The 25,466-nt window shown below is 71.8% G+C and carries 19 protein-coding genes; 3 read left to right on the forward strand and 16 right to left on the reverse strand.

Annotated features, from left to right (window positions below; translation table 11 throughout):
* Window positions 1–5 precede the first annotated feature (5 nt).
* The 6 genes from hemQ to hemE all read right to left on the reverse strand — a co-directional run bounded on the left by hemQ (window position 6) and on the right by hemE (window position 4,511).
* The gene (gene hemQ, locus ACLQ2Q_RS14475) at window positions 6–719 is read right to left on the reverse strand and encodes a hydrogen peroxide-dependent heme synthase (protein ID WP_425821179.1); all 714 of its coding nucleotides are present in this window, start codon (window positions 717–719) and stop codon (window positions 6–8) included.
* A gap of 52 nt (window positions 720–771) precedes the next feature.
* Entirely contained in the window at window positions 772–1,074 is a 303-nt protein-coding gene (locus ACLQ2Q_RS14480) for a hypothetical protein (protein ID WP_425821180.1), read from the reverse strand.
* Window positions 1,064–1,474 carry a phage holin family protein gene (locus tag ACLQ2Q_RS14485; protein WP_425821181.1) on the reverse strand — a complete coding sequence of 137 codons (411 nt, stop codon included), beginning with the start codon at window positions 1,472–1,474 and terminating at the stop codon, window positions 1,064–1,066. Before ACLQ2Q_RS14485 ends, ACLQ2Q_RS14480 begins: the two co-directional genes overlap by 11 nt.
* Window positions 1,474–1,890, reverse strand: a complete 417-nt coding sequence (locus ACLQ2Q_RS14490; RefSeq protein WP_425821182.1) for a hypothetical protein — start codon at window positions 1,888–1,890, stop codon at window positions 1,474–1,476. Before ACLQ2Q_RS14490 ends, ACLQ2Q_RS14485 begins: the two co-directional genes overlap by 1 nt.
* Window positions 1,891–2,013: 123 nt before the next feature.
* Window positions 2,014–3,459, reverse strand: a complete 1,446-nt coding sequence (gene hemG / locus ACLQ2Q_RS14495; RefSeq protein WP_425821183.1) for a protoporphyrinogen oxidase — start codon at window positions 3,457–3,459, stop codon at window positions 2,014–2,016.
* Window positions 3,456–4,511 carry a uroporphyrinogen decarboxylase gene (hemE, locus tag ACLQ2Q_RS14500; RefSeq protein WP_425821184.1) on the reverse strand — a complete coding sequence of 352 codons (1,056 nt, stop codon included), beginning with the start codon at window positions 4,509–4,511 and terminating at the stop codon, window positions 3,456–3,458. The genes hemG and hemE overlap by 4 nt, the downstream gene beginning before the upstream one ends.
* A gap of 63 nt (window positions 4,512–4,574) precedes the next feature.
* On the opposite strand from hemE, the gene ACLQ2Q_RS14505 reads away from it, so the two are divergent.
* Window positions 4,575–5,876, forward strand: a complete 1,302-nt coding sequence (locus ACLQ2Q_RS14505; RefSeq protein WP_425821185.1) for a glutamyl-tRNA reductase — start codon at window positions 4,575–4,577, stop codon at window positions 5,874–5,876.
* A gap of 17 nt (window positions 5,877–5,893) precedes the next feature.
* On the opposite strand, the gene ACLQ2Q_RS14510 is transcribed toward ACLQ2Q_RS14505, so the two are convergent.
* The 4 genes from ACLQ2Q_RS14510 to ACLQ2Q_RS14525 are packed head-to-tail and all read right to left on the reverse strand — an operon-like array spanning window position 5,894 to window position 13,153.
* Complete coding sequence (locus ACLQ2Q_RS14510; protein ID WP_425821186.1) at window positions 5,894–6,679, reverse strand: ABC transporter ATP-binding protein; 786 nt, start codon at window positions 6,677–6,679, stop codon at window positions 5,894–5,896.
* Window positions 6,676–7,716 (reverse strand): ABC transporter ATP-binding protein, encoded by a 1,041-nt coding sequence (locus ACLQ2Q_RS14515; RefSeq protein ID WP_425821187.1) that lies wholly within the window; start codon window positions 7,714–7,716, stop codon window positions 6,676–6,678. Before ACLQ2Q_RS14515 ends, ACLQ2Q_RS14510 begins: the two co-directional genes overlap by 4 nt.
* On the reverse strand, window positions 7,713–10,469 hold the full coding sequence (locus ACLQ2Q_RS14520; RefSeq protein ID WP_425821188.1) for an FtsX-like permease family protein: 2,757 nt from the start codon (window positions 10,467–10,469) through the stop codon (window positions 7,713–7,715). The genes ACLQ2Q_RS14515 and ACLQ2Q_RS14520 overlap by 4 nt, the downstream gene beginning before the upstream one ends.
* Window positions 10,466–13,153 carry an FtsX-like permease family protein gene (locus tag ACLQ2Q_RS14525; RefSeq protein ID WP_425821189.1) on the reverse strand — a complete coding sequence of 896 codons (2,688 nt, stop codon included), beginning with the start codon at window positions 13,151–13,153 and terminating at the stop codon, window positions 10,466–10,468. Before ACLQ2Q_RS14525 ends, ACLQ2Q_RS14520 begins: the two co-directional genes overlap by 4 nt.
* Before the next feature lie 151 nt (window positions 13,154–13,304).
* Between ACLQ2Q_RS14525 and ACLQ2Q_RS14530 the strand changes: the two genes are divergently transcribed.
* Window positions 13,305–13,871: an HhH-GPD-type base excision DNA repair protein gene (locus tag ACLQ2Q_RS14530; RefSeq protein ID WP_425821190.1), complete on the forward strand. Its 567-nt coding sequence runs from the start codon at window positions 13,305–13,307 to the stop codon at window positions 13,869–13,871.
* 26 nt (window positions 13,872–13,897) lie between these two features.
* Here the strand turns inward: ACLQ2Q_RS14530 and ACLQ2Q_RS14535 are convergent, their stop codons facing one another.
* A complete protein-coding gene (locus tag ACLQ2Q_RS14535) occupies window positions 13,898–15,283 on the reverse strand; it encodes a glycine--tRNA ligase (protein WP_425821191.1) in 1,386 nt (461 codons plus the stop codon).
* Between the two features lie 199 nt (window positions 15,284–15,482).
* On the opposite strand from ACLQ2Q_RS14535, the gene ACLQ2Q_RS14540 reads away from it, so the two are divergent.
* Window positions 15,483–20,021, forward strand: a complete 4,539-nt coding sequence (locus ACLQ2Q_RS14540) for a DUF7507 domain-containing protein (RefSeq protein WP_425821192.1) — start codon at window positions 15,483–15,485, stop codon at window positions 20,019–20,021.
* A gap of 48 nt (window positions 20,022–20,069) precedes the next feature.
* On the opposite strand, the gene ACLQ2Q_RS14545 is transcribed toward ACLQ2Q_RS14540, so the two are convergent.
* The 5 genes from ACLQ2Q_RS14545 to ACLQ2Q_RS14565 form a co-directional block, all read right to left on the reverse strand.
* Window positions 20,070–21,572 (reverse strand): alpha-hydroxy-acid oxidizing protein, encoded by a 1,503-nt coding sequence (locus tag ACLQ2Q_RS14545; RefSeq protein ID WP_425821193.1) that lies wholly within the window; start codon window positions 21,570–21,572, stop codon window positions 20,070–20,072.
* A 116-nt stretch (window positions 21,573–21,688) separates the two neighbouring features.
* Entirely contained in the window at window positions 21,689–22,606 is a 918-nt protein-coding gene (locus ACLQ2Q_RS14550; RefSeq protein ID WP_425821194.1) for a hypothetical protein, read from the reverse strand.
* Between the two features lie 2 nt (window positions 22,607–22,608).
* A complete protein-coding gene (gene menC / locus ACLQ2Q_RS14555; RefSeq protein ID WP_425821195.1) occupies window positions 22,609–23,742 on the reverse strand; it encodes an o-succinylbenzoate synthase in 1,134 nt (377 codons plus the stop codon).
* A 9-nt stretch (window positions 23,743–23,751) separates the two neighbouring features.
* Complete coding sequence (locus tag ACLQ2Q_RS14560; protein WP_425821196.1) at window positions 23,752–24,132, reverse strand: hypothetical protein; 381 nt, start codon at window positions 24,130–24,132, stop codon at window positions 23,752–23,754.
* A gap of 324 nt (window positions 24,133–24,456) precedes the next feature.
* Entirely contained in the window at window positions 24,457–25,377 is a 921-nt protein-coding gene (locus ACLQ2Q_RS14565; protein WP_425821197.1) for a cyclase family protein, read from the reverse strand.
* Window positions 25,378–25,466: the final 89 nt, after the last annotated feature.

Genomic DNA, 25,466 nt, shown 5'->3' on the forward strand with positions numbered 1-25,466 from the left:
CCGGCTCACTGGAGAACCTCGGCGATCTCGCGCAGCTCGAGACGGCGCCCGGTGAAGAAGGGCACCTCTTCCCGCACGTGCCGACGCGCGTCGGTGGCACGGAGGTCGCGCATCAGGTCGACGAGCTCGGTCACCTCGTCGGCCTCGAGCGGAAGCAGCCACTCGTAATCGCCGAGGGCGAACGAGGCCACGGTGTTCGCGAGGACGCCAGTGAAGGCCGCCCCCTTGCGGCCGTGCTCGGCCAGCATCCGCCGCCGCTCCTCCTCCGGCAGCAGGTACCACTCGAAGCTCCGCACGAACGGGTAGAGGCAGAGCCACCTCTTCGGCGGGATGTCGCGCAGGAATCCGGGCACGTGCTGCCGGTTGAACTCCGCGTCGCGGTGCACGCCCATCGCGTTCCACGTCGGCAGCAGGTTCTTCAGCAGCTCCGTCCGGCGAAGTCGGCGCAGCGCGCGCTGCAGGTCCTCGGGCAGCGGTCCATGCAGCCACACCATGAGGTCCGCGTCGGCGCGCAGCCCGCTCACGTCGTAGAAGCCGCGCACGGTGACGCCGCTCTGCTCCACCAGGTCGACGATCGCCGTGAGCTCCGTGTCGTCCGGTTCGACGACGGGCCGCACCGGATCGCGCCGCCACACCGCCCACAGCGTGAAACCGCTCGGCGATGCCGTCAGCGGGTCGGGTGAATCCTGCAAGGGCGCGGGTGAGAAGTACTCGGCCATGGGTCCAGTCTGTCCCGCCACGTGCTCGCGGCCAAACGCACGGTCCGACGGGTCAGCGCGCGTAGGCGCGCACCGCCGCCCAGACGGCAGTGCCCACGGCTGCGGCGATGCTGACGACGGCGGCGATCGCGGCGGCCGGCTGACGGCGTGCGAAGACGCGCGCCTTGCGCACGCCGTCGTCGGTGGCGGTCGTCAGCCGCTTGGGCACATTGGCCTTCACTTCGATCGCCATCAGCGCGGCCTTGAGCTCGGCCCGCGCACTCTCGACCGGATCGGAGATCCCGAGCGGAACCGCCGTGCGGGGAACGGGAACGGGCACCTGCTTCTTCGGTGCCATCGCGCTGCTAGAACTCATCGCCGACCTCTCTCACCATGCGGACGTCCTGCTGCACCGAGTCAACGGGCGTGCGGCTGCTGGACATCTTACGGAAGCGCAGATAGCCCAGCAGCGCCAGCACGAGGGCCACGACGACGAGGAAGAGGAACACGACGAGCGCCGACACCCAGGCCGGCCACCACGAGGAAAGGCCGATGATGACGAACGCCCCGAAGGCCGCGATCGACCAGAACAGGAAGAACAGGGCGGCGACGAACCACCCGGCGCCCACCCCGACGTCCTTCGCCGTCTTGGTCACCCACACTTTGGCGCTGTCGACCTCTGCGACGACGAGGTTGCGCACCAGCTCCGGGACGTCGCCCAGGAGCGTGAAGAGGCTGTCGTCCGCGCGATCGCGGAAGCCCCGTGGTGTCGTCATCAGATCTGGCCGGTGGGCAGCGACGCGGCGTTCGGTCCGGTGACATCGCCGTTCGCGGGGGCGGCCACCTCGTCGAATGAGGCGTTCGCCGCTGCGGCCGTCTCGGCCGCGGCCTTCTTGACGTCTTCCGCCGATGACTGACCGGCCTTGATGCCCGAGTCGAGCTTCTCGCCCGGTGTTCCCTGCTTCGTGACGGCGTTCTTGACCTTGACCGCGCCATCGAACACGGCCGACGGCAGCGAGGCGATGCTGGACTTCGCGAAGTCCTGCACCTTGGTCACCTGCTGCTGCACGGGTTCGGTGTTCCAGGCCTTCAGGAACTGCTCCTTGATCTGCTGGTAGCGCTCCTTGCCGGCGCGGGAGCCGAGGATGTAGCCCGCTCCAAGGCCGATGACGAGTCCGACTTTGCCCTTCATGGGGTCTCCTTACGCTCGGGTTTTCCTGCTGATCTGCCTCCAGGTTAGCCCCGCATGCCGAAGTCGGCATCCACCCGTCGTAACCCTTGACACCGGGCGGTCAGGAGTGCTTAACCGCCTATTTCAGCCCCACAGCGCCGACTGGCGCACCCTCTCGGCCTCGGCGATCGCGTCCGGCACCACCTGGGCGAGGCCGGTGCCCGAGAGCCACGCGCCTGTGGCCGCGAGCCCGTCCACCCCGTGGATCGCGCCGCGTGCCGCGGCGGCCGCATCGCGCTGACCGAGCACCGAGGCCGGCTGCGCCTGCCCGTAAGGCTCGAGCCGTGCGTCGACCAGCTGGCTGGCTGAGAGGGGCACGCCGAGCAGAGCGGATGCCTCGGCGAGGGCCAGCGCGGCGGCGTCCTCGTCGCTCAGCCCGGTGGTCGCGGGCGGCTCGCCCTGGCTGCCGAAGGAGACGCGGACGACGTGCCGCCCGGCCGGCATGCGCTCGGCGAGCCACGGCCACTTGGCGGTGGAGTGCGTGAGCGCCTTCGCCGCCCTCGCACCGGCGACGGTGAGCACGCCGGTGCCGCGGGGGTGCGCGTCGAGCGCCGGCGCGTCGAGCACGAGCGTGACGACGTGCACGTCGGGGCCCGGACGCAGGGCCGCGGTCCCGAGCGCGGGCACGGCCGTCGCGAGCAGGCGCCGGGCGGCGGCCTCGGGGGTGGCGACGATCACGGCATCCGCGCGCTCCTCCTCCTGCCCCGCCACCGAGACGGTCCAGCGCTCGCCCACCCGATCGACGGACTCCACGGTCGCGCCGGTGTGCACCTCGGCCCCTAGTTCGTCGAGCCGTGCCAGGAGCGCCTCCACGAGCCGGTACACCCCGCCATCGATTCCCTCGATCGCCGCCCCGGGGGCCGTCGTGCGTTCGCCACGCAGCACCGCCACCGCGCCGGACAGGGAGCCGGCGCGGGTCAGCGCGGCGTTCAGGCCGGGGGCCGCGACGTCCACGTCGATGTCGTCCGGGTGCGACGAGTAGACGCCCGTGGTCACCGGAGCCACCAGGCGCTCGAGCACGGCGGTTCCCATCCGCGTTCGCACGAGCCTGCCGAGGCTGCGCTCGTGCCCGATCGTCAGGGGCGGTCGCACGCGGTCGAGATAGGCACGCCAGGCGCCGCGCCACCCGATCACCCGGCGGACGTCGTCGGCGAAGGGGTTGTCGGGGATGCCGAGCACCCCGCCCTTGGGGAGCGGCGCCGCGCCCGGCGACGCGGGCAGCCCCACGACCCATGCCCCACCGGGGGTGGGTGCGACGATGCTCCCGCCGAGGCCGAGCTCCTCGACGAGTGCGCGCACGTGGCCGCCGCGGGTCGCGTAGCTCTCCGCGCCGACGTCGAGGGGGATGCCCCCGACGTCCGCCGTGCGCACCGAGCCGCCGACGAGGCCGGACTGCTCGAAGACGGCGACGCGGATGCCGACCTTGGCGCACTCGTAGGCGGCCACCAGCCCGGCGATGCCGGCGCCGATCACCACGACGCGCGTCTCGCGGGCGTGGGCGGCCAGCTCCTCGAGGGCTTCGCCGCTCACGACGACTCCGCGTGCACCAGCTCGACGATGCGGGTCAGGGTGTCGGGGTCGGTGTCCGGCGGCACTCCGTGCCCGAGGTTCACGATATGGGCCCTGGCGGCGCGGCCGCGGCGCAGCACGTCGCGAACGTGCTGCTCGAGCACCGGCCAGGGGGCTCCCAACAGGGCGGGATCGATGTTGCCCTGCACCGTGGTGTCGGGTCCGAGGATCGCCGCAGCATCGTCCAGCGGCATCCGCCAGTCGGCGCCGACGGCATCCGCCCGTCCGTCCAGCCGCATGTCCGCCAGCACGGGACCGGTGCCGACACCGAAGTGGATGAGGGGAACGCGTCCGCGCACGGCGTCGAGCGCCGCCGCGGAATGCGGGGCGGCGAAGGCGCGGTAATCCTGGGGCGAGAGCGAACCCGCCCACGAGTCGAAGAGCTGCACGGCGGAGGCGCCGGCGTCGACCTGCGCCGAGAGGAACGCGCCAGAGACCGCGGCGAGCCACCCGGCGAGCGCGTGCCACGAGGCGGGGTCGGCGTGCATCAGCGCGCGGGCTCGCAGGTGCTCCTTGGAGGGGCCTCCCTCGACGAGGTAGGCGGCCAGGGTGAAGGGCGCTCCGGCGAAGCCGATGAGGGGCGTCTCGCCGAGCTCGGCGGTGACGATGCCGACGGCTTCGCGGATCGGGTCGGCGGCGGCCGACACGGTCCGAGGGTCGATCGCGATGAGGCGGGCGACGTCGTCCGCGGTGCGGATCGGCTGCGCGAAGACGGGACCCCGGCCCGGCTCGATGTGCACGTCGACCCCGGCGAGGCGCAGCGGCACCACGATGTCGCTGAAGAAGATGCCCGCGTCGACCCGGTGGCGACGCACCGGCTGCAGGGTGATCTCGGCGGCGAGCTCCGGAGTGAGGCAGGCATCCAGCATTCGCGTACCCACCCGCAGCTCGCGGTATTCGGGCAGCGAGCGGCCGGCCTGCCTCATGAACCACACCGGCGCGGTCTCTGGTCGATCGCCCTTCAGCGCTCTCAGAAGGGGCGCGCGCAGCAGCGGGGCATCGACCAGGGGCATACTCCCATCCTCGCACCCGCCCCTCTGGCCTGGCGGCGTTGCGCGGCCCGGTAGAATGTATGCGTGCTGCTGTGCGTGACGGCGAGTCACAAGACCGCCCCCTTCGACCTCCTCGAGAGGCTCAGTCTGCACACCCGCGACGTCGCTCCGCTCATCGCGGAGCACGACGAATGCGTTCAGGGGGCCGTCGTGCTCGCGACCTGCAACCGGTTCGAGGCGTACATCGACATGGACGAGCCCGTGACCGCGGCCGGCGCCGTCGGCGTCGAAGCGGCGATGCTCGCGATCGAGGCCGCCACCGGCGTGACCACCGCGCAGCTCGAAGGCTCGTACTCGGTCGTGACCGGCCCCGCCGTCGCCGAGCACCTCTTCGCCGTCGCGTCCGGGCTCGAATCCGTGGTCGTCGGCGAGGGCGAGATCGCGGGCCAGGTGCGTCGCGCGCTGACCGAAGCGCGGCGCCACCGCACCACCTCCCCCGAACTCGAGCGCCTCTTCCAGCGCGCGACCGAGGCACAGCGCGGCGTCAAGAACGCCACGGCTCTCGGCCGTGCCGGGCGGTCGCTCGTCCGGCTCGCCCTCGACCTGGCCGACAGCCGCATCGCGGACTGGGCGACGCAGCGCGTGCTCATGGTCGGCACCGGTTCTTACGCGGCGGCGACCCTCGCCGCCCTGCGCGATCACGGCGCCACCGACATCCGCGTGTACTCCCCCTCGGGACGCGCGTCGCAATTCGCGACCAAGCACGGCATTCGTGCGGTGGATGACGCCGGCTACGCCGCGGCCGCCGCGGGCGCCGACCTCGTCGTGACCTGCACGAGCGCCGAAGCGCCGGTGCTGACGGCGCAGACCCTGCGCACGGGTGCCCTCGCCGCCGGCACGCAGGGTGCGCACCGCCGGCTGATCATCGACCTCGGCCTCCCCCGCAACGTCGACCCGGACGTCTCGTCCGTTCCCGGCGTGGCGCTGCTCGACCTCGAGACGATCCGTCTGCATGCGCCCCTCGAAGAGCTGCAGGCGACGGATGCCGCTCGGCAGGTCGTGAGCGACGCGGCCCGCCGCTTCGCGATCGTCGGCGAACGGCAGAGCCTCACCCCGGCGGTCGTGGCCCTTCGGACGCACGTCTTCGGCGTGCTCGAGTCGGAGATCGCCCGTGCGCAGGCCCGCGGCGACGACGGACGCACCGAGCAGTCGCTGCGCCACCTCGTCGGCGTGCTGCTGCACACGCCGACGACCCGGGCCCACGAGCTCGCGGAAGCGGGGCGCGCCGAGGAGTACGTCGCCGCCCTCAACACCCTCTTCGGCATCGAGGTCGACGAGCCGGGCGAGTCCGCGGCCGGCAGCCCCGACCAGCTCGCCGCCGGCTGACCGGCGCCCTTCGACCCTCATTCCCCGCGAGCGGCGCGTGCCTCCGCACGCGTGAGCGGCGCTGTGCGGGAGACGGTCTCTCCACGCTGATCCTCGCGGCCCGCAACCCGCCCGCGCAGGGTCTCCGAGGTGATGCGGCCGTCGTACAGCTCGATCAAGCGGTCGGCGCGCTGCACGAGCAGGGGGTCGTGTGTCGAGACCACCGCGGCGAGCCCCTGGGTGTGCACCAGGTCGCCGATCAGATCCATCACCGTGCCAGCAGTGCGGGAGTCCAGCTGCCCGGTCGGCTCGTCGGCGATCAGGATCCGCGGGCGCGTGACGATCCCGCGGGCGATGCCGACGCGCTGCTGCTGGCCGCCGGAGAGCTCCGCGGGGCGCTGCGCGGCGTGAGCCTGCAGGCCCACCAGGGCCAGTGCATCGGCGACGCGGGCGGTGCGCTCGGCCGGCGGGGTCCTGGCGATGCGAAGGGGCAGCTCGATGTTCTCCGCGGCCGAGAGCACGGGGATCAGCCCGAACGACTGGAACACGAAGCCGAGGTTGTGCCGGCGAAGCTGCGCCAGCGCGTCCTCGTCGAGCCCCGTCGTCTCGGTGTCGCCGATCCACACTCGCCCTGCGGTCGGGCGGTCGAGCAGACCCAGCAGGTTCAGGAGTGTGGTCTTGCCCGCGCCGGACGCGCCGCGCACGACGAGGATCTCGCCCGAACGCAGCTCGAGGTCGACGTCGGCGCACGCATGGACGTCGCCGGCGGGCGAGGAGAAGGTACGCGTGAGCCCCTCCGCACGCAGCACGATACCGGTGGTCATGCGGGGTGCTCCTCGTCTGTGCTGCCTGTGCTGTGTGTGCTGCCTGTGCTGTGTATGCGGTCTGTGCGGCCTGTGCTGCCCGTGCTGTCCGTACTGTCGGTGCTGCCAGCGCTGCTTGTCGTGGCGGGAGCGCCGGGACGCACGGCCACGTGGTCGGGCTCGAGCGCGAGGCGCACGCGCTCGCGCAGGTCGAGGGCCGCGACGAACTCGTCGGGAAGCTGCAGTCGGCCGACGCGGTCGAGCACCGCGTACTCCTCGGCGATGCTGTGCTCCGCGCCGTGCTCGTCGACCTGGGTCGAGCGCAGCACCTCGGTCGAGGTGCGCCCGTCCCGGATCTGCACGGTGCGGGCCACGTGCTCCGACACCGATGCGTCGTGCGTGACGATCAGCGTCGTGACGCCGAGCTCGCGGTTGACGGAGCGCATGGCCTCGAGCACGTGGGCGCTGGTCTCGTCATCCAGTTCGCCCGTCGGCTCGTCGGCCAGCAGCACGCGCGGTTCGTTGGCGATGCCGACCGCGATCGCGACGCGCTGCTGCTCGCCTCCCGACAGCTGGGCGGGCCTCCGGTCGGCGCAGTGCGCGACACCCAGCAGGTCGAGCAGCGCGTTCACGCGCTCGGCCCGTGCACTGGCCGCTCTGAGCGTGCCCGTGATCGCGAGTGCGGCGGCGACGTTCTCGGCCGCCGTCAGGTAGGGCAGCAGATTGCGGGAGGTCTGCTGCCAGACGAACCCGACCGATTCCCGCCGGAACCTCACGCGCTCGCGCGCCGACATCGTCAGCAGGTCGCGCCCGGCCACGCGCGCGACCCCCGCGGTGGGGGTGTCGAGGCTCGACAGGATCGAGAGCAGCGTGGACTTTCCGGAGCCGGACGCGCCGACGACCGCCACGAGCTCGCCCCGCTCGATCAGCAGGTTCAATCCCTGCAGCGCCTGCACCTCCACGCCCTGAGCCGTGAAGATGCGCACGAGGTCCGCGCACAGGATGTCGGGCTCGGCATCCTGTGTCGTCGACGCGCCGCTGAGGACGGGGGCGGTCATGAATCCTCCACAGTTCGAAGTATGGATGCGGCGCGCACGCGGCGGGAGATCGTGAGCGCGATCAGTGTGAAGACCGCGGTCACGACGAGGAAGCCGCCGATCGCGGCCAAGAGGATCAGCGGGTCGACCGCATACGCGGGCTGTGCCGAGTCCCCGGTGAAGGGGCGCAGGTCGACGACCTGCAGCAGCAGCGCCGGCAGCGCGAAGCCGTAGAGCGTTCCGGCGATGATCGCCGCCGCGCACGCCGGCCAGAGCTCCCAGGCGATGATCGCCGACCCGGACCGGGGCGGCGCGCCGAGTGTCTGCAGGAGCGCGAGGATGCGCGACCGCGAACCCGTACCCAGCACCAGCGTCATGACGACCGCGATCGCGCAGAGCAGCGCAGCGAGCGCGATGCAGGCGATGAGCGTCACGCGAAGGGCGGATGCCGCGGGCCCCTGTTCGATCGATGACCGCACTGAGGCCGGCGTGAGGGTGCGCACGTTGTCGCCGAGGGACTCCTGCGCGGCGATCGCGACTGCGGTCGGATCGGCGCCCGCGTCGAGCCTCACGAGGATGCTGACGACGGGAGCCGGCCGCCCGTTGACGGCCTCCATGTAGGCGTCGGCGGTGAGGAGCCACGCGCTCAGCGACGTGAAGGGCGCCGTGTCTCCGGCCGTTCCCGCCACCTCGGCCGGCTCTCCTCCGACGCTCAGCTCGCTGCCCGGCTCGAGCACCTCGACCGCTCGCTCTGACAGGAGCAGCGGGATCGGCTCGCTCCCATCCGCCAGCGAGACACCCTCGGGCACGGTGCCGTCGCGCCCCTGAACAGCGGCGAGGGACTGCTGGTCGACGAAGTACACGGGGGCCAGGCGCCGCGCCGAATCGACCAGCACCTCGATGCTGCGCGCCTCGGCCACCGCCGCGACCGCCGCGACGCCGTCGAGGCCGGCCACGACATCCGCCGCCCCTTCTTCGAATCGACCGGTCTGAAGCTGCAGGTCGGCGCCGGCCTGCAGCTGCGATGAGCGGGCGATGCCGGCTTCCAGCGTCGAGAGCATCACCCCGGAAGACACCGAGATCGAGATGCCGACGATCAGGGCCAGCACCGGCGCCACCCCCGTGCTCGGATCGCGCAGCGCCCGCGCGGCGCCGACGAACCCGGTGAATCCCACCGCCCGCTGCACCCGAGACTGGAGGGCGCGCAGCAGCACGGGGTAGGCGTGCAGTGTCACGATGCACACCACGAAGGCCAGCAGGAGCGGCGCGACGACGACCAGCGGATCGAGCGGCGCGGTGGGGTCACCCATCCCACGCAGCACCAGCACCGTCGTCGCGACCGCTGCAAGGCCGACCACTGTCCACTCGAGCACCGGTCTCCAGGCCGACCGCCGTGTCGGGGCGTCGGCCCGTTCCGCGCGACGCGGGGAGCCGGACGAGACCGCCAGCAGCGCCGACGGCGCGATCCCGAGCAGGGCGGGGATCAGGAGGATCGCCGGCGCCTGCAGCGGATTCGGCATGGCGCCCACGTCGGAGAGGGTCGCCGCTGCGACCGCGTATCCGAGGGCAACCCCTGCCGCGACGGCCGGAGCCGCCACGATGAGCCCTTCGATCCCCATGAGCAGGCGCAGCTCCGACGATCCGGCGCCTCGGGCGGACAGGAGGGCGAGCGCAGAGCGGCGCCGCTCGAGCATCATGCGGCCACCGAGCACGAGCACGGCGGCCGCCACGCCGACGGGCCCGGCCGCGAGCATGGCGACGAGCGCCACCAGCACGCGTCCCTCCGCGACGGCGCGCTCGAGCACGGGGATGGCGCCACTGCGGAACGTGAGACCGGTGATGCCGATGCCGGTGTCGCCCCGGGTGATGGGCTGGGAGACGCTCGTGAAGCCGCGCAGGTCGGCGAGCACGTCTCCGGCGTTCTGCGCGGTCACGGCGCCGGGATCGAACGGATACCAGACCGTCGTCTGGACCGGATCGAACGCCTGCAGCACCGTCAGCCAGCCGGGATCGGCGAAGCCCGTCGCGTAGACGTAGGCCTGGTTCTCGCCGTCGTAGCGGACCGCCGGCGCCAGCACATCGCCCGCGTGCAGCCAGTACGGGTCGTCGGGGTGGACGGGCTGATAGACACCGCTCAGGCGATAGGGGTAATCACCCTCGAAGCCTTGAGCGAGCGGGTAGGGCCGCGTCTCGCCGACCGGCCACTCCATGTCGGCCGCGCTCTCCTCCGACAGCACGACCTCGATCGGCGGCCGCTCCGCCACGGGCTTCTGCGGGCCGTGACCGAACTGCTCCCACCAGTCCTCAGGCGGCGCCGCCGGCATCGAGCCGTCCACGAGCTCGATGCGATCGGCGAAGCGGGGATCCAGCGCCCACGACAGGTTGAACGATCTCCACGGCTCGATGCGCCCCATCCGCACCACGTAGGAGGGATCGCCCAGCACCCCGGTGAGCGGCGTTCCCGCATCGGTGCGGGCCTTCAGCAGCGCCGCCTCGAATCCGCCCCATACGAGCACGGTCGCCTCGGGCAGGTCGGAGGCGCCGGGCATCACCTGCGGAGCCTGCGCCACCGACGAGTCCACATCGCGCACGAGCGGAGAGACGCCGTCGAGGCGGTACCGAAGCCCCGCATCGCTGACCGCGGTGATGGCGAGGGGGGCCAGCACGGCCAGGGCCGAGAGCACGAGCACGAGCAGCGCGACGGCGAGCGAGGCACCGGGTGCGGTGCGCAGGTGCCGGCCGAACAGCGCCGGGGTCGAGAGCCCGCGGATCACGGCGCGGCCTCTTCGAGCCTGGTCGATGACGCCTGCCGCCGGACCGCGTACGCCGTGAGCGCGGCCGCCGCCCCGAGCGCGACGGCGAGCACGGCAAGGGCGGCGAGCAGAGCCCCGGGCTGCAGCACCAGTCGCCCGCCGGTGGCCACGACGGCGCCCGGGACAGCCGTCTCGGCCATCACCGGCACGAGTATCGAGGCGAGGATCAGGCCGCCCACCAGGCCGAGCGCGGCGGCGAGCACGGCGACGAACAGCGCCTCGACGACCCGCGAGCGGGACTGCTCGCGGGGCGGGCTGCCGAGGGCACGCAGCACGAGCACCTCGCCCGCGCGCTGCGCCGCGAGGGCCGCGAGCAGGGCGACGAGGGCGACACCGGCGAGTGCCGCCCCGCCGACCGCCGAGGCCCACCATGCCGGCACGAGGCCCGAGGTGATCGCCGCGGCCGCGTCGCTGGGATTCTGCACCGGCGCGCCGATGGCGTCTCCGAGGTCTGCGGCCGCCCGCGGCCGGCCGGCGGCCCATACGCCGTTCGGCGGCAGGGGCGTGGTCGCGAAGCCCGGCTGAGGGGATGCGTCGAGGAGGTTCTGGGACAGCGCGTCGAGCGCGACCATGACAGCGGTGCTCGATGACGCCCCGGCGATGGCAGGGGCGATACCGGCCACGACGAGGGCCGCCGTGCGGCCGGTCCCGTCGAACCGGGTGTCGACGGGGTCGCCCTGCTCGAGTCCCAGGCCATCGGCCAGCTCCTGACTGATCACCGCGGGCGTCGGCGGCGGCGCGAGCCCCGCGCCGCTCCAGATGGCGGCCCCCGAGACCGCCTCGGCACCGAATCCGTGCAGCAGCACCGAGGGCTCCGGCAGGGGCTCGACCTCGAGCCCCTGCGCCGCTGCGCCCTCGAGCGAGGCCAGCTCGGCATCCGAGACGAGGAGGTTCACGCCCTGGGACGAGGCGTCGCGCGTCGCGTCGACCGAGAGGAGGCGCCACGGGGCGGTGCCCGTCGGAAGCGCCGCCTCCGCGGTCAACGCCCATCCCGACTGCCCGTCATCGAGCACCGCGCTCTCGAACGACACCCGGGCAGGCGTCCCCGTCGCATCCGTCACCCAGGCGCCGATGCGCAGCGCCTGAGCCGCCTCGGGCACGGCCGTCGTCACCCGGGCGGTCACGCGCAGGCCCGTGGCCGCGTCGGGGAGCGCTGCGGATGTCTCCTCCCACGCGAGCGCGGCCGCAACGGCATCCGGATCGACCATACCTTCGACGGGCAGCAGCACCCGCGAGATGCTGTCGCTCCGCAGTGCCACGAGGGATGCGCCGCCGTCGCCGATCACAAGATCGGCGGTCAGGGCCGGTGTCACGACGGACACGCCGTCGATCTCGAGCCCCGGGGCGATGCGTTCTGGCGTCACCTCGATCGAGGCGACCGTGCGCAGCTGGGCCCCGGCTCCGAGCCGCGCGGCGTTGTCGGAGGCCGCGCGCCACGTGCCGAGGTAGCCCGCCGCGAGTGTCGCGCCCGCGACGGCGATCGCGATCATGGCGATCGCGGTCGAGAACGCCATCACCCGTCGCGCGACCTGACGAGCGGGCTCGGCGGGCGAGAAGCCCACCCGTCGGGCAGCGGCGACGGCCACGACGCGCGCGGCGGGGGCGAACATCAGCACCGCCAGCACGGCGACCGCCGCCACCCCGAGCGCGGGGGCGATGGCGAGCGCGATGGCGTGCCACGAGTCGTCGGGCGCCGCACCGCGGCTGCTGAGCGCCTGCCACACGAAGACGCCGGCCGCAAGCACCAAGAGCACCGCTGCGCCGCTGGTCGCGGCGCGTCCGATACGCCCGGCACCGGCTCTTGCGGTGCCCGCCTGTCTGGCGGCACGAGCGCCCTGCAGGCCGAGGGTCAGCGCGAACGTCACGGCCGCGGCGACCGCGAGCGGCCACCCCGCCAGGGCGGCGGCGATTCCCGGCCCCCCGTCGCGCACCGCGAGCACCGCCGCCGCCGTGCCGAGGCCGAGTGCGGTCGCGAGCAGCGCGAGACCGGCCGACTCGGCGGTCGTCAGCACCGACAGCTGACGCCGCGACAGGCCCCGCGCGCGCAGCAGCACCGACTCGCGGCCCCGGGCGGCGCCGAGCAGCCGCGACAGCTCGAGCACGGCGAACCACGCCAGCACGGCAACGAGCGCGACCGGCACGGGAGCAATCGCGGATGCCGCGGCGACGCCGATCGCGGCGGCATCCAGCGCCTCGGCGAGGTCGCCCGAATCCTCGCTGCCCTGCACTGCAGCATCCGATGCCCTGAAGGCATCGGGCAGGGCATCGACGCCGCTGCTCAGCCGTGCCAGCCTGCCGGGATCGAGCAGATCGGCCCGCGGGGTGATGCGCCACGCCACCCTGGTGCTGTCGCCCTCGCCCACGTCGGTGCGCTGGATGCGGGCCGCGTCGCCGAACAGATCGGCGAACAGGGCGTCGGCCGCGGCATTCTGGCTCGTCCTGTCATCCGCTATGCGGGTCTGCACCTGCGCGTACGACGTCGCCTCATCCGCGAACGCGGCGCGGAGAGCGTGGCGCGTATCGACCGCAACCCATGCCGAGAGCCCGCAGAGCAGCGCCACCGACATCGCGACCGTGATGGCGATCCCCGCCAGCAGGCTGCGGTACGCCCCGACCCGCACGAGCGCGAGGCGCGTGGCCGTCATCGCGTGGGTACGCGGTGCGCGGGCGGTCGGCATGCGGCGGGGATTCGTTCTGTGAAGCGGTGCGGTCGCGGCCCGGCGTCGTGGCGCGCGTCTGCCTAACCTAACGCCCCTCGCCGGTGTGACACGGGATGCCCGGTGCCACACTGGAGGGATGACCCTTCATATCACCGGCGACCCCGCGGCCGACGAGCTGCTCACCAGCGACCCGCTCGCGCTGCTGATCGGGATGCTGCTCGACCAGCAGGTGCCGATGGAGACGGCCTTCGCCGGACCGAAGAAGATCCGTGAACGAACGGGCGCCCTCGATGCCTCGGCGATCGCGGGCGCGGATCCCGATGAGTTCGCCGCGATGTTCAAGGTGCCGCCGTCGGTGCACCGCTTCCCCGGCTCGATGGCCGGGCGCGTGCAGGCGCTCTGCGCCGAGATCCGCGACCGGTGGGGCGGCGATGCGGCGGCGATCTGGACGGACGGCGATCCGGACGGCTCGGAGGTGCTCCGGCGCCTCGAGGCGCTGCCCGGCTTCGGCGCGCAGAAAGCGAAGATCTTCCTCGCCCTGCTCGGCAAGCAGTACGGATACGAGGGGGATGGCTGGCGTGAGGCAGCCGGTCCCTACGGCGAGGAGGGGTCGTACCGCAGCGTCGCCGACATCGTCTCGCCCGACTCGCTCGCCAAGGTCCGAGAGCACAAGAAGGCGATGAAGGCCGCGGCGAAGGCCTGACCACGACGCAAGGCGACACCGACGCGCTACGCGCCCCTCAATCGCTCGGCGAGGTACGGGTGCAGTCCGTCGAGCGGCACCCGCTCCTGCGCCATCGTGTCTCGGTCGCGCACGGTGACGGCTCGGTCCTCGAGCGAGTCGAAGTCGATCGTGACGCAGAACGGCGTGCCGATCTCGTCCTGCCGGCGGTACCGGCGACCGATCGCGCCCGCGTCGTCGAAGTCCACGTTCCAGCTCGCCCGCAGCGACTGACCGACCTCGCGGGCGATCGGCGAGAGCTGCTCGTTGCGCGAGAGCGGCAGCACCGCCACCGAGACGGGGGCGATGCGCGGATCGAGCTTCAGGACGGTGCGGATGTCGGTGCCGCCCTTCGCGTTCGGCACCTCCTCCTCGTGGTACGCGTCGACGAGGAACGCCATCATGGCCCGCGTCAGGCCGAAGGACGGCTCGATCACGTACGGGATGTACCGCTCGCCCGATGCCTGGTCGAAGTACGAGAGGCTGACGCCCGAGGCCTCGGAGTGGTTCTTGAGGTCGAAGTCGGTGCGGTTGGCGACACCCATCAGCTCGCCCCAGCTGGAGCCGGCGAAGCCGAAGTTGTACTCGATGTCGATCGTGCCCGCCGAGTAGTGCGCCCGGTCCTCCTCCGGCACGTCGTGGCGGCGGAGGTTCTCCTCGCTGATGCCGAGATCGAGGAACCAGCTCCAGCACGCCTCCACCCAGTGCTCGAACCACTCGCCCGCCTCGGCCGGCGGCGTGAAGAACTCGATCTCCATCTGCTCGAACTCGCGGGTGCGGAAGATGAAGTTTCCGGGGGTGATCTCGTTGCGGAACGCCTTGCCCACCTGGCCGACGCCGAACGGCGGCTTCTTGCGGGATGCCGTCACGACGTTGTTGAAGTCGACGAAGATGCCCTGGGCGGTCTCCGGGCGGAGGTAGTGCACGCCCGATTCGTCGTCGACGACGCCGAGGTAAGTCTTCATCAGGCCCGAGAAGGCCTTCGGCTCGGTGTACTGGCCGCGCGTGCCGCAGTTCGGGCACGGCACGCCGGCGAGGCCGCCCTCCGGCGGACGGCCCTTGCGCGCCTCGAAGTCCTCGACGAGGGTGTCGGCGCGGAAGCGCTTGTGGCAGCTGAGGCACTCGACGAGGGGGTCGCTGAAGGTGGCGACGTGGCCGGATGCCTCCCACACGCGCTTGGGCAGGATGATCGAGGAATCGAGGCCGACCATATCGCCTCGGCCGCGGACGAACGTCTGCCACCACTGGCGGCGGATGTTCTCCTTGAGCTCGGTGCCGAGTGGCCCGTAGTCCCACGCCGACCGCGATCCGCCGTAGATCTCACCCGCCTGGAAGACGAAGCCGCGGTGGCGGGCGAGGGCGATGACTTTGTCGAGACGTGAAAGCTCGGCCATGGTGGCTCCAATGGTCGGGACGGGGGGAGAACGCATCCGGCGCGACTGCGCCGCGGCATCCGCCAAGCCTAGTCGTCGCAGGCTCGGCGCACGCGGCTCTCGGGCCGCGGTGGGCGCATGTTGAGGGTGTTGCTCGGTGAGGCCCCTGTGGTTGACTCGGCACGGGGCCCTGGCACGCACCTTCGATGAGAGGCCGACTGTGACGCGTACGTCCACGACGCACCGCAGGCACCACATCCTCCCGATGGCGCTGGCCATTCTGCTCGCCACGACCGGACTGATCGCGGTCGCGCTGCCGGCGGCGGCAGATCCCCCGACCAGCGGCTCGCCGATCGTCGATGAGACCTTCACCGGGGCCTCCGCCGCCGATCCGGCGTGGAGCATCCAGGGAGACACCTGCCTGACAGGTGCCCCATCGGGAGCGGTGCCGCTTCCCGGCGAAGCACAGATCCCCTCGTGCGTTGCGCACCGCACGGGCCCCGTGCCGCCGATGAACGGCGCGCCGAACGGGTATCTCCAGCTGACGGATGCCGCGGGCAACCGCGCGGGCAGCATCCTCTACAACAAGCCCATCCCCGCGAGCAGCGGCATCTCGGTCACCTTCGAGCAGTACCAGTACGGCGGCAACGGCGCCGACGGCATCGGGTTCTTCCTCGTCGACGGCTCGACCTCGCTCACGCAGACCGGCGGCCTCGGCGGCAGCCTCGGCTACGCGCAGCGCAATGGCGAGCCGGGCGTCAACGGCGGTTATCTCGGCGTCGGCCTGGACGCGTTCGGCAACTTCTTCGACGATGGCGAGAACCGCGGCGCGAACTGTCCGGCGGGCCAGCGCTCGCCGACGAACGCCTCCGGCGCAATCGCCCCGAACGTCATCACGCTTCGGGGCCCCGGCGCCGGGCTGAGCGGCTACTGCTGGCTCGATGCCACGGTGCCGAAGCCCATCACCAACCCCACGAAGCCGGGCACGACCCTCAACGGCGGCTCGGGCACGCTCCGTGCTGCGAGCCTCGACGCGTCCAAGCGGACCGTCAATGTCCAGGTAACCCCGGTCACGGCCGCCGACCCCGTCGCGCGGGTGATCGTTCAGGTGAGGTACACGGATGCTGGTCCGTGGGTGACCGAGCTCGCTATCCCGGCACCCCCGAACACCCCGTCGACCTATAAATTCGGATTCTCCGCGTCGACGGGCGGGTCCAACGACGTGCATCTCATCCGCCAGACGAGCATCGACACGATCATCCCGCTCGCGAGCCTCCAGCTCGAGAAGCAGATCGACAGGAGGGCCGGTCGGCAGCCGCTCCCGCCGATCATCATCGTCGGCACCGAGATCCCGTACCAGTACATCGTCACCAACACGGGCGCCCCGGTCACCGAACTCTTCATCACCGACGACCAGATCGCCACGAGCGGCATCACCTGCGACACGACGAGCCTCACGACGGCTCCGGCCGTCGGATCCTCGACGAGCTGCTACGGCTCCCATGTCGTGACGCAGGCGGATGTCGACGCCGGCCAGGTCGTCAACGTGGCCACCGCGACGGCGGTGCCGGGTGCCGGGGGCACCGTGGTCTCGCCCCCGGCGACCGTCACGGTTCCGCTGGTCTCATCGATCACCATCGCGAAGTCCGTGACGACCCCGCCGCCCTACTCGATCGGGCAGCAGGTCACCTACTCGTACGCGCTGACGAACACAGGCGGGACCAACGTGCGCGGCTTCGTCGTGACTGACGACCGCATCGCACCGGCCGCAATCACCTGCCAGGCCGGGCAGCTGGATCCCGGCACAGGCATGACCTGCTCCGGATCCCATACGATCCAGGGCGGTGAGATCAACTCCGCGGGGTTCCTCGTCAACACGGCGTCGGTCACGGCCCAGACGCCGATCGGGCAGGTCGTGACGGCCGGCCCCGTGCAGGCGCAGATCCCGGTCGCGACGGACGTCGGGGTCACCAAGACGGTCGATGACGACGCGCCGCTCGTGGGCAGCGACGTCACCTTCACCATCACCGCGACGGGCAACGGCCCCTCGACGGCGACCGGCGTCATCGTGACGGACGTCGTCCCGGACGGCGAACCGGTCGAGAGCATCGTCTACCAGTCGTCGACCACATCAGCGGGAACCTACGATCCGGCGACCGGCTCGTGGACCATCGGCACACTCGCCACCGGTCAGACCGAGAGCCTTGAGATCATCGCCACCGTGAACACCGGTACGCCGTTCACGAACACGGCGTCGAGGTCGGCGACGGATCAACCTGACCGCGACCCGACGAACGACGTCGCCTCCGCGACGATCAACCCCGTCATCCCCTCCATGGACATCGGGGTGGTCAAGTCCGTGGACCGCGCCGAGATCCCGCTCGGCGAGACGGCGACCTTCACCGTCACGGCCACGAACTCGGGACCGCAGCCGGCTTCGGGCGTCGAGGTCCGCGACGTGCTGCCGCCCGGCCTCACGTTCGTGGCCGATGGTCCCGGCGATCCCGACAACGGCACGTACGATCCGGTGACGGGGATCTGGACCATCGGGACGCTCGGAGTAGGGCAGGCGGCCACGCGCACGATCACCGTGATCGGCGCGGCGCTGGGCACCTATGTCAACCTCGCCTCGCTCACCGGCATCCCGATCCCACCCGACAGCAACCCGACGAACAACTCCGACTCGGCGACCCTCAGCGTGGTGCACCCCGTCGCGGACCTCGCGGTCGTGAAGGCCGTCTTCCCCCAGGTCGTGACGGTCGGCGATGAGGTGACCTATCAGCTCCAGGCGAGCAACCTCGGTCCGGAGACCGCGCTCCAGGTGGTCGTGACCGACGTCTTCCCCACTGGAGTCACGGTGCTCAGCGCGACGGCGTCGGTGGGGACGATCACCGCGGATGCCGGCACGTGGACGATCGGCACGATCACCCCGGGTCAGCAGAACGTCACAGCCACCGTGACGGCGACGATCGACGAACCGGGAACCCTCGTGAACACCGCCACGATCGGCTCACCCGTCGTGGATGACCCCGACCCGTCGAACAACTCCTCCTCGGCCACGGTCACCTCGGCCGAGCCCGAACTCGACATCGCCGTGGAGAAGTCCGTGACGGTGCCCTCGGGAGCGTCGCCGGATGCCGTTCCGGTCGGTGAGCAGGTCGAGTTCACGATCACCGCCGAGAACATCCCCGATCCCACCGCGGCGACCGCGACCGAAGTCGTCCTGACCGACGAGCTCCCCGCGGGCCTCACCTACGTCTCGCACACCGGCGACGGCACATACGACTCGCTGACCGGGCAGTGGACGCTCGCATCCCTGGCGTCCGGGGCCGCGGCATCCCTCACCATCGTGGCGACCGTCGCGCAGCCGAGCTCGTTCGTGAACACCGTCACCCTCACCTCGCTGACGCAGACCGACAGCAATCCGACGAACAACAGTGCGTCCGTGCAGGTGACCGGAATCGTCCTGGCCGACCTGTCGATCTCGAAGACGGCCGACCCCAGCACCTCCCGCCCCGGCGATCAAGTGACGTATACCCTCGTCGTCGCGAACAGCGGACCCAACGATGCCACGGGCGTCGTCGCATTCGATCCGATCATGCCCGCGGCCACCATCGTCAGCACGTCCACAACGGTCGGGACTTTCGATCCGGTGACGCGTGTGTGGACCATCGGAGCGCTCGCCGATGGCGCCTCCGGAACGCTGACTGTCGTGATCGAGGTGCAGCGGACCGGATGGACCCGCAACGTTGCCGTGGTGCTCGGAGTCGACCAGGCCGACCCCGACCTCTTGAACAACATCGACGACGCCGATCTGTTCGTCCCGGCGGCCGACATCGTCGTCGAGAAGGGGGTCATTGATCCGATCGTCTTCGTCGGGGACGAGGTGACGTTCCTGGTGGACGTCTGGAATTACGGCCCTGACGCGTCGGGCGAGGTCCTCGTCGACGACGTGCTGCCCGCCGGGCTGACCGTCCTCTCGGCGACGCCGAGCGTCGGCACCTACGACGCGTCCACAGGGGTATGGACGATTCCGGATCTGCCTCCCGTCAACCTGCCCGGGCCGGGTCGAAGCGAGCCGCCGCCACAGGCGACGCTGTCGATCGTCGCCAGCGTGGATGAGGAAGGCACATTCGAGAACGTGGCGAGCTCTTCACGCGAGGCTCCGGACGTGTTCGACCCCGATCTCGCGAACAACTCGTCGTCGGCGATCGTGACGGGCACGCCTCGTCTCGCCGAGCTGCACGTCACGAAGACCGTCGATCCGCCGTCCGTGATCGCCGGCGGAGCCGTGACCTTCACGATGACCGTCTCGAACGTGGGGTCGGCCGACGCGGAGGACGTCGTTCTCGAGGACCCCTTCCCGGCGGGCACCACGCCGGTCTCCACGCCGACGCCCGGGTGCGAGATCGACGCAGCGACCCTCACGTGCGACATCGGGCTCCTCCCGGTGGATGACATCGCCACCGTCGAGGTCGTCGCGACGATCGACACCCCGGGCACCTTCGAGAACTCGGTGACCGCATCCACGTCGACCGCGATCTCCGAGTCGTCGACGCTGACCGCGGCAACGACCGTCGTGGCGGTCGTCGACCCGGGCGGCGGTGGAGGTAGCGGTGGCGGTAGCGGCGGCGGTTCGCTCCCCGCCACGGGCGGCACGGACGCCGGCGCGACTCCGCTCGGGGCGGTGGTGCTCACTCTTGCGGGGGTGCTGCTGCTCGTGTGGTCCCGGCGCCGGCGGGAGGGCGTCGCGGGCTGAGCCGCCAGCAGGGGACGGCCCCTCGACCGGCTCAGGGACCGGGGTTGCTCAGGCCTCGCGAAGGGCCTCGGCCCCGACATCCCGGATGGACGTGAATCCGGAGAGGCCCAGGGTGATGTCGAGCTCGGCGATGTGGTTGCGCAGGACTTCGCGCACACCCGCCTCCCCCGCGATCGCCAGGCCGTAGGCATAGGGGCGCCCGATCGCCACGGCCGTGGCGCCGAGCGCGAGGGCGATGAAGGCGTCGGCGCCGCCCCGCACGCCGGAATCGAAGATCACGGGCACGGCCCCGCGCACGCGGTCCACGACCCCTGGCAGGGCGGCGAGGGCCGGCACGGACTGGTCGATCTGACGGCCGCCGTGGTTGGACACCCACACGCCGTCCACCCCGGCATCCATCGCCCTGGTCGCATCGTCGGGATGGAGGATCCCCTTCAGGATGATCGGCAGGGTCGTCCACTCCCGGGCCTTCGCGAGGTCGGTCCACGTCAGGGCCGGTGTGGAGAACACGTCGAGGAAGGTCTCGACGGCGGCGCGCGGGAGCGGGGAGCGCAGCGAGTCCCGCAGGCCGCCGCCCGTCAGTGCGCTGCCCTTGCGCGCGATCTGGATGCCGGCGGCGACGGTCTTGGCGGTCATCCGAACCCCGGTCCCCGAGCCTGTCGAGGGGTCGACGGACCCAGCGACCCCGGTCCCCGAGCCTGTCGCCGGGTCGACGGACCCAGCGACCCCTGTCCCCGAGCCCGTCGAGGGGTCGACGGACCCAGCGACCCCGGTCCCCGAGCCTGTCGAGGGGTCGCCGGACCCAGCGACCCCGGTCCCCGAGCCCGTCGAGGGGTCGCCCGCCGTCCGAACGCGCTCGCGCACGAGCTGCTGGAACACCGGATCGCTCGTGTACTGCGCGATCCCCAGTCCGCGAGTGAAGGGCAGGTAGGCGAGATCGAGGTCGCGGGTGCGCCAGCCGAGCAGGTGGGTGTCGAGCGTGACGACGATGGCTTCGCAGCCGGATGCCTCTGCCCGCCGCAGCAGGGAGCCGTTCAAATCGTCGTTCGCCGACCAGTACAGCTGGAAGAGCCGGACCCCCGCCGGCGCGGCCGCCGCGACATCCTCCATCGCGAACGACGCCTGGTTGCTGAGCGTGTACGGAACGCCGATGGATGCCGCGCCCTTGGCTACCGCGATGTCGGCGTCTCGGTGCGCGAGTTCCATGACGCCGAGCGGAGCCAGCACGAAGGGCGTCGGGCGACGGCGGCCGAGCAGCTCGATCGACAGGTCGCGCTCCGCGACGTCGCGCAGGGGGCGGGGCCACACCTGCCAGCGCTCGAACGCGCGCCGGTTGGCGGCCACCGTGCGCTCGGCACCCGCTCCGCCCGCGATGTAGGCGAAGGCCTCAGCGCCCAGCGTCTTGCGGGCGGCTGCCTCCAGGGCATCCGCGTCGACCGGGACGGAGGGCCTCGTGCCGCTGATGCCCGCTCGGTAGATCTCCGATTGGGTGCGGCGGGAACTGCCCCGCGCGGCGGCGGGGTCGTGCGGAGCGACGCTGCTCTGAGCCATGCGATCAGCATAGGGTCGGCCGGGTTGCGCCCTCCGGAGCGCAGGTCTGCACCCTCTGGAGCGCTTCCACGTCCCGGATGGGGCTCCCTCGCTGATCCCGGCTCCCCGCGCGCACGCTACGAGCCGAACTGGCACCAGTCCGCGACCCAGTCGAGGATCTGCCCCTTCATCTCCTCCGGCGCGGCGAGGTTGACATCCCCGGCCTGGCCGTCGATCGCGACATCCAGGGCGAAGATCGTGCCCCGCTTGTCCTCCTGCACGGCGTGCGGGTCGCAGCGGAAGGGCACGAGCGGCAGGTCGATGACGATCGGATCGGTCGTGCCCTCGCGGACGACGACACCGAGCGGGTAGACGTCGGCGGCCGTGTCGACCTGACCGACCGAGAGGAGGTTCGTCGATCGGATGGCGGTCACCTCGCTCGCCGCATCGCCGGTCGGCGTGAGCGTCAGGGTGAGGGTCGCCGCCTGCCCGGTCTCGGAAGGCTGGAACGCGGTGAACGCGACGGCCGTGGAGCGCTCCAGGTCGGACAGCAGGCACTCCCGGGCGTGCAGGGCGGGGATCACCTCGAGGGGATCGGGAAGGTCGGCCGTGGACGTGAAGGCGCTCCCCTCGGCGGAGTACTCGATCACCACGCGGCTGACACGGTCGGAGGGCTCCGGCTCGTCGTCGCACTCCGAGGGGGTGAGCTGGATCGTGAGGTCCAGGGTGCGTCCCGCCGGAAGCTGGGAGACCCGGTCCCGCACCGCGGGCTCGACGAACCAGTCGTCCTCGAAGGAGAGCCGGGTGATCTCGAGATCCGTATCGGATCCGTTCACGACGCGCATCTGGGCGGCGCGCTTCGCGACGTCGGCGCGCAGCTGCATGAATTCGACCGAGATGCCCTCCGGCAGGGGCACGGCGGTGGGGGACGGCGTGGGTGTGCCCTCTCCTTGGCTTCCGGCTCCCGAGCCTCCGACTCCTGGGCCTGGGGCGGCACAGCCGGCGAGCAGCAAGGCCGCGATTGCGAGGGCCGCGCCCCGCATCCGAGAACCCATCCCTACCTCCGCACGGTCTCTCGGGCGACGGTGAACTCGTCGAGGGCGACGGCGTCGATCTCGACGCCGATGCCGTGGCCCGTCGGGACGCGCACATGCCCGTCCTCGAGCACGGCGGGCTCGGTCACGATGTCGCGGGCGTAGAAGCGCGACGATGCCGAGACGTCGCCGGGCAGGGTGAAGCCCGGCAGCGCCGCGAGGGCCGCGTTCGCGGCGCGCCCGATGCCGGTCTCCAGCATCCCCCCGCACCACACGGGCACGCCCGCCCCGCGCGCGAGGTCGTGGATGCGCACCGCCTCGAGGTAGCCGCCGACCCGCCCCGCCTTGACGTTGATCACCGAGGCGGACCCGAGCGCGAGCGCGTCGGCCGCCGCCTTGACCGACACGATCGACTCGTCGAGGCACACCGGCGTGCGGAGCCGTCTCGCCAGGGTCGCGTGGTCGACGAGGTCGTCCTCCTGCAGCGGCTGCTCGATCAGCAGCAGCTCGAAACGGTCGAGCTGCTCGAGGGCCACGACGTCGTCGAGGGTGTACGCGGAATTCGCGTCGACCTGCAGCGGGATGTCGCCGAAGGCGTCGCGGACGGCGCCCGTGTCCCCGACATCCCGGCCCGGCTTGATCTTGATCTTGATCCGCACGTACCCCTCGTCGAGGTAGCCGCCGACGGCATCCACGAGGGCGGCCGGGTCGCTCTGCAGTCCCACCGACACCCCCGACGGCACGCGGTCGCGCTCGGCGCCCAGGTAGTCGCCGAGCGAGCGGCCCTCGGTCCGGAGGGCGGAATCCAGCACGGCCAGCTCGAGGCCGGCCTTCGGCATCCGGTGTCCGACGAAGGGCGCGAGCGCCGGAGCCACATCCTCGGGGGCGACCTGCTCGCGCTTCAGAAGGGCCGGGATGAGGTAGCGGAGCGCGACATCCCACGAGGACTGCGTGTACTCGCTGGAGTACAGGGGCGCCGCACCGGTGACGCACTCTCCCCAGCCGTCGCCGTCGGCCGTCAGCGCCCGCATGACGATGACCTCGCGCACGTGCTCGGTGCCGAACGACGTCGTGAAAGGCGACAGGAGCGGGATCTGCAGCACGCGCAGTTCGAAACCGTCGAGTGCGATGGATGCCGCTGGCCGGGCGATGGGCATGCGCTCAGGCTAACCCCATGGTGTGGCGAGCGGGTCGGTCGGCCGCGCCGGGCGGAGGACGGCCGGTGAGGGCCACGGCAGCTCGTGCCGCTGCACGGGCATGTCGATCGCGCCGAAGTCATCGGTCTGCACGACGACCCGTTCGGGCGTGACCTCGACCATCCTCACCCTGAGCGGATCGCGGCCTTCGCGCTCCAGCATCCAGACGTCGGCGAGCCACGAGAGGCCCCTCGCCTCGAGCACCTCTTCGGCCTCCAGCCACTCGCGGGGCTCGGACGCGTCGTGGCCGAGGAGCGAGACGGGCACCCAGAGGTCGCCGTCGGGCCGGATCCACCCGATGAGCTCGCCGTCGTCGCGGCGGTGCGGGGTCCAGTCGGCGGGAATCGTCATCCCGGCACGATACCGTCGGCCGGCGGTCACGGGTGGGCCGCGGCGTCACGAACTTCGGAGAGTGTCGTCAACTTCGGGCGAATCGGCGAGAAAGGGCCGCAGTGGGTGATCCGCTCCGAAGTTCGTGCGTGCGGAGGGGTGAGCTGGGGGTGGCGCGGCGTCACGAACTTCGGAGAGTGTCGTCAACTTCGGGCGAATCGGCGAGAAAGGGCCGGAGTGGGTGATCCGCTCCGAAGTTCGTGCAGGCGGAGGGGTGAGGGCTAGGGGTCGATGCCATAGCGGCGGATGCTGGACCGGCGGCGTGCCGAGGGCGGCGACCGGGGCTCAGGCCGGCAGTTCGGCGAAGGCGCGCACCGGGAACGTCCCGAAGCCCTCGACCGCGGGAGGTGCGGCGGTGAATCTCGCACCGCGCGGCGGCAGGGCCCCGAGGTTCGTCAGGTGCTCGACCACATGGATGCCCGCGCCGAGCAGCAGCGTGTGGGCCGGACGCTCGCCGCCGGATTCCGTGTCGTCGATGTTCAGCGAGTCGATGCCGACCAGCGCCGCCCCGGCGTCGATCAGCCACCGAGCGCCCGCCTCGGTGAGGAAGGGCGACCCGGTCGCGTACTCGGGAGTGCCGAAGTGACGGTCCCACCCGGTGTGCAGCAGCACGGCCGCACCCCGGACGTCGCGGTCGGCGAGCGTCGCGGGGCGGATGCCGCGCTCCGCCGCGTCGGTGAGGTGGAACACCTCGGCCGGGAGCCCCACGAGGGTCTCGAGCGCGAGCCCGGCGAGGTCCGGACCCTCCGCGTACCGGTGGAACGGACTGTCGAGGTAGGTGCCGGTGTTGCCGACCATGGACACGACGTCGATCGCGAACTCGGTTCCCGGGGCATACTTCGCGCGGGAGTCCTCACGTGTCAGATGCGGGGTGATCGTCGGGGCCGGCAGGCCCGGATAGGTCACGAGCCCCGCCCGGATCGGGTGGCTCAGGTCGACGACGCGGGCCGTGCGCGCCACCGGCACCTCGACATCCCGGCTGCCGCGGTGGGGTTCCTCGACGATCCGCAGCCCCGTGAGGCTCACCGTGTCGACGAGCGCGAGGCGGAGGTGTCGCACGAGCAGCAGTTCGAGCTCGGGTTCGGCGATGTCGGCCGATGGAACGTCGAGCCGGAACCCCTCGCCCGTCAGACCGCCGCCGTTCGCGAAGCGGAGAGTGAAGTCGAAGTGGGCGCGGTACTGCGCCGCGGCGCGGGAGTCGGACATTCCGCCAGCCTATGAGCGGCGGGCCCGTATCCACGGGAGGAGATCTGCCGTCCGGAGGAGGAATCCCGCCGTTCCGGCCCTCCCGACCG

Source organism: Microbacterium sp. DT81.1 (genome assembly GCF_049844955.1).
GTDB lineage: Bacteria > Actinomycetota > Actinomycetes > Actinomycetales > Microbacteriaceae > Microbacterium.

Excerpts from the sequence above, each read along its gene's own strand:
- hemQ (WP_425821179.1), bottom strand. The coding sequence starts at position 719 with ATGGCCGAGTACTTCTCACCCGCGCCCTTGCAGGATTCACCCGACCCG.
- ACLQ2Q_RS14480 (WP_425821180.1), bottom strand. The coding sequence starts at position 1,074 with ATGAGTTCTAGCAGCGCGATGGCACCGAAGAAGCAGGTGCCCGTTCCC.
- ACLQ2Q_RS14485 (WP_425821181.1), bottom strand. The coding sequence starts at position 1,474 with ATGACGACACCACGGGGCTTCCGCGATCGCGCGGACGACAGCCTCTTC.
- ACLQ2Q_RS14490 (WP_425821182.1), bottom strand. The coding sequence starts at position 1,890 with ATGAAGGGCAAAGTCGGACTCGTCATCGGCCTTGGAGCGGGCTACATC.
- hemE (WP_425821184.1), bottom strand. The coding sequence starts at position 4,511 with ATGCCCCTGGTCGATGCCCCGCTGCTGCGCGCGCCCCTTCTGAGAGCG.
- ACLQ2Q_RS14510 (WP_425821186.1), bottom strand. The coding sequence starts at position 6,679 with ATGACCACCGGTATCGTGCTGCGTGCGGAGGGGCTCACGCGTACCTTC.
- ACLQ2Q_RS14515 (WP_425821187.1), bottom strand. The coding sequence starts at position 7,716 with ATGACCGCCCCCGTCCTCAGCGGCGCGTCGACGACACAGGATGCCGAG.
- ACLQ2Q_RS14525 (WP_425821189.1), bottom strand. The coding sequence starts at position 13,153 with ATGACGGCCACGCGCCTCGCGCTCGTGCGGGTCGGGGCGTACCGCAGC.
- ACLQ2Q_RS14530 (WP_425821190.1), top strand. The coding sequence starts at position 13,305 with ATGACCCTTCATATCACCGGCGACCCCGCGGCCGACGAGCTGCTCACC.
- ACLQ2Q_RS14535 (WP_425821191.1), bottom strand. The coding sequence starts at position 15,283 with ATGGCCGAGCTTTCACGTCTCGACAAAGTCATCGCCCTCGCCCGCCAC.
- ACLQ2Q_RS14545 (WP_425821193.1), bottom strand. The coding sequence starts at position 21,572 with ATGGCTCAGAGCAGCGTCGCTCCGCACGACCCCGCCGCCGCGCGGGGC.
- ACLQ2Q_RS14550 (WP_425821194.1), bottom strand. The coding sequence starts at position 22,606 with ATGGGTTCTCGGATGCGGGGCGCGGCCCTCGCAATCGCGGCCTTGCTG.
- menC (WP_425821195.1), bottom strand. The coding sequence starts at position 23,742 with ATGCCCATCGCCCGGCCAGCGGCATCCATCGCACTCGACGGTTTCGAA.
- ACLQ2Q_RS14560 (WP_425821196.1), bottom strand. The coding sequence starts at position 24,132 with ATGACGATTCCCGCCGACTGGACCCCGCACCGCCGCGACGACGGCGAG.
- ACLQ2Q_RS14565 (WP_425821197.1), bottom strand. The coding sequence starts at position 25,377 with ATGTCCGACTCCCGCGCCGCGGCGCAGTACCGCGCCCACTTCGACTTC.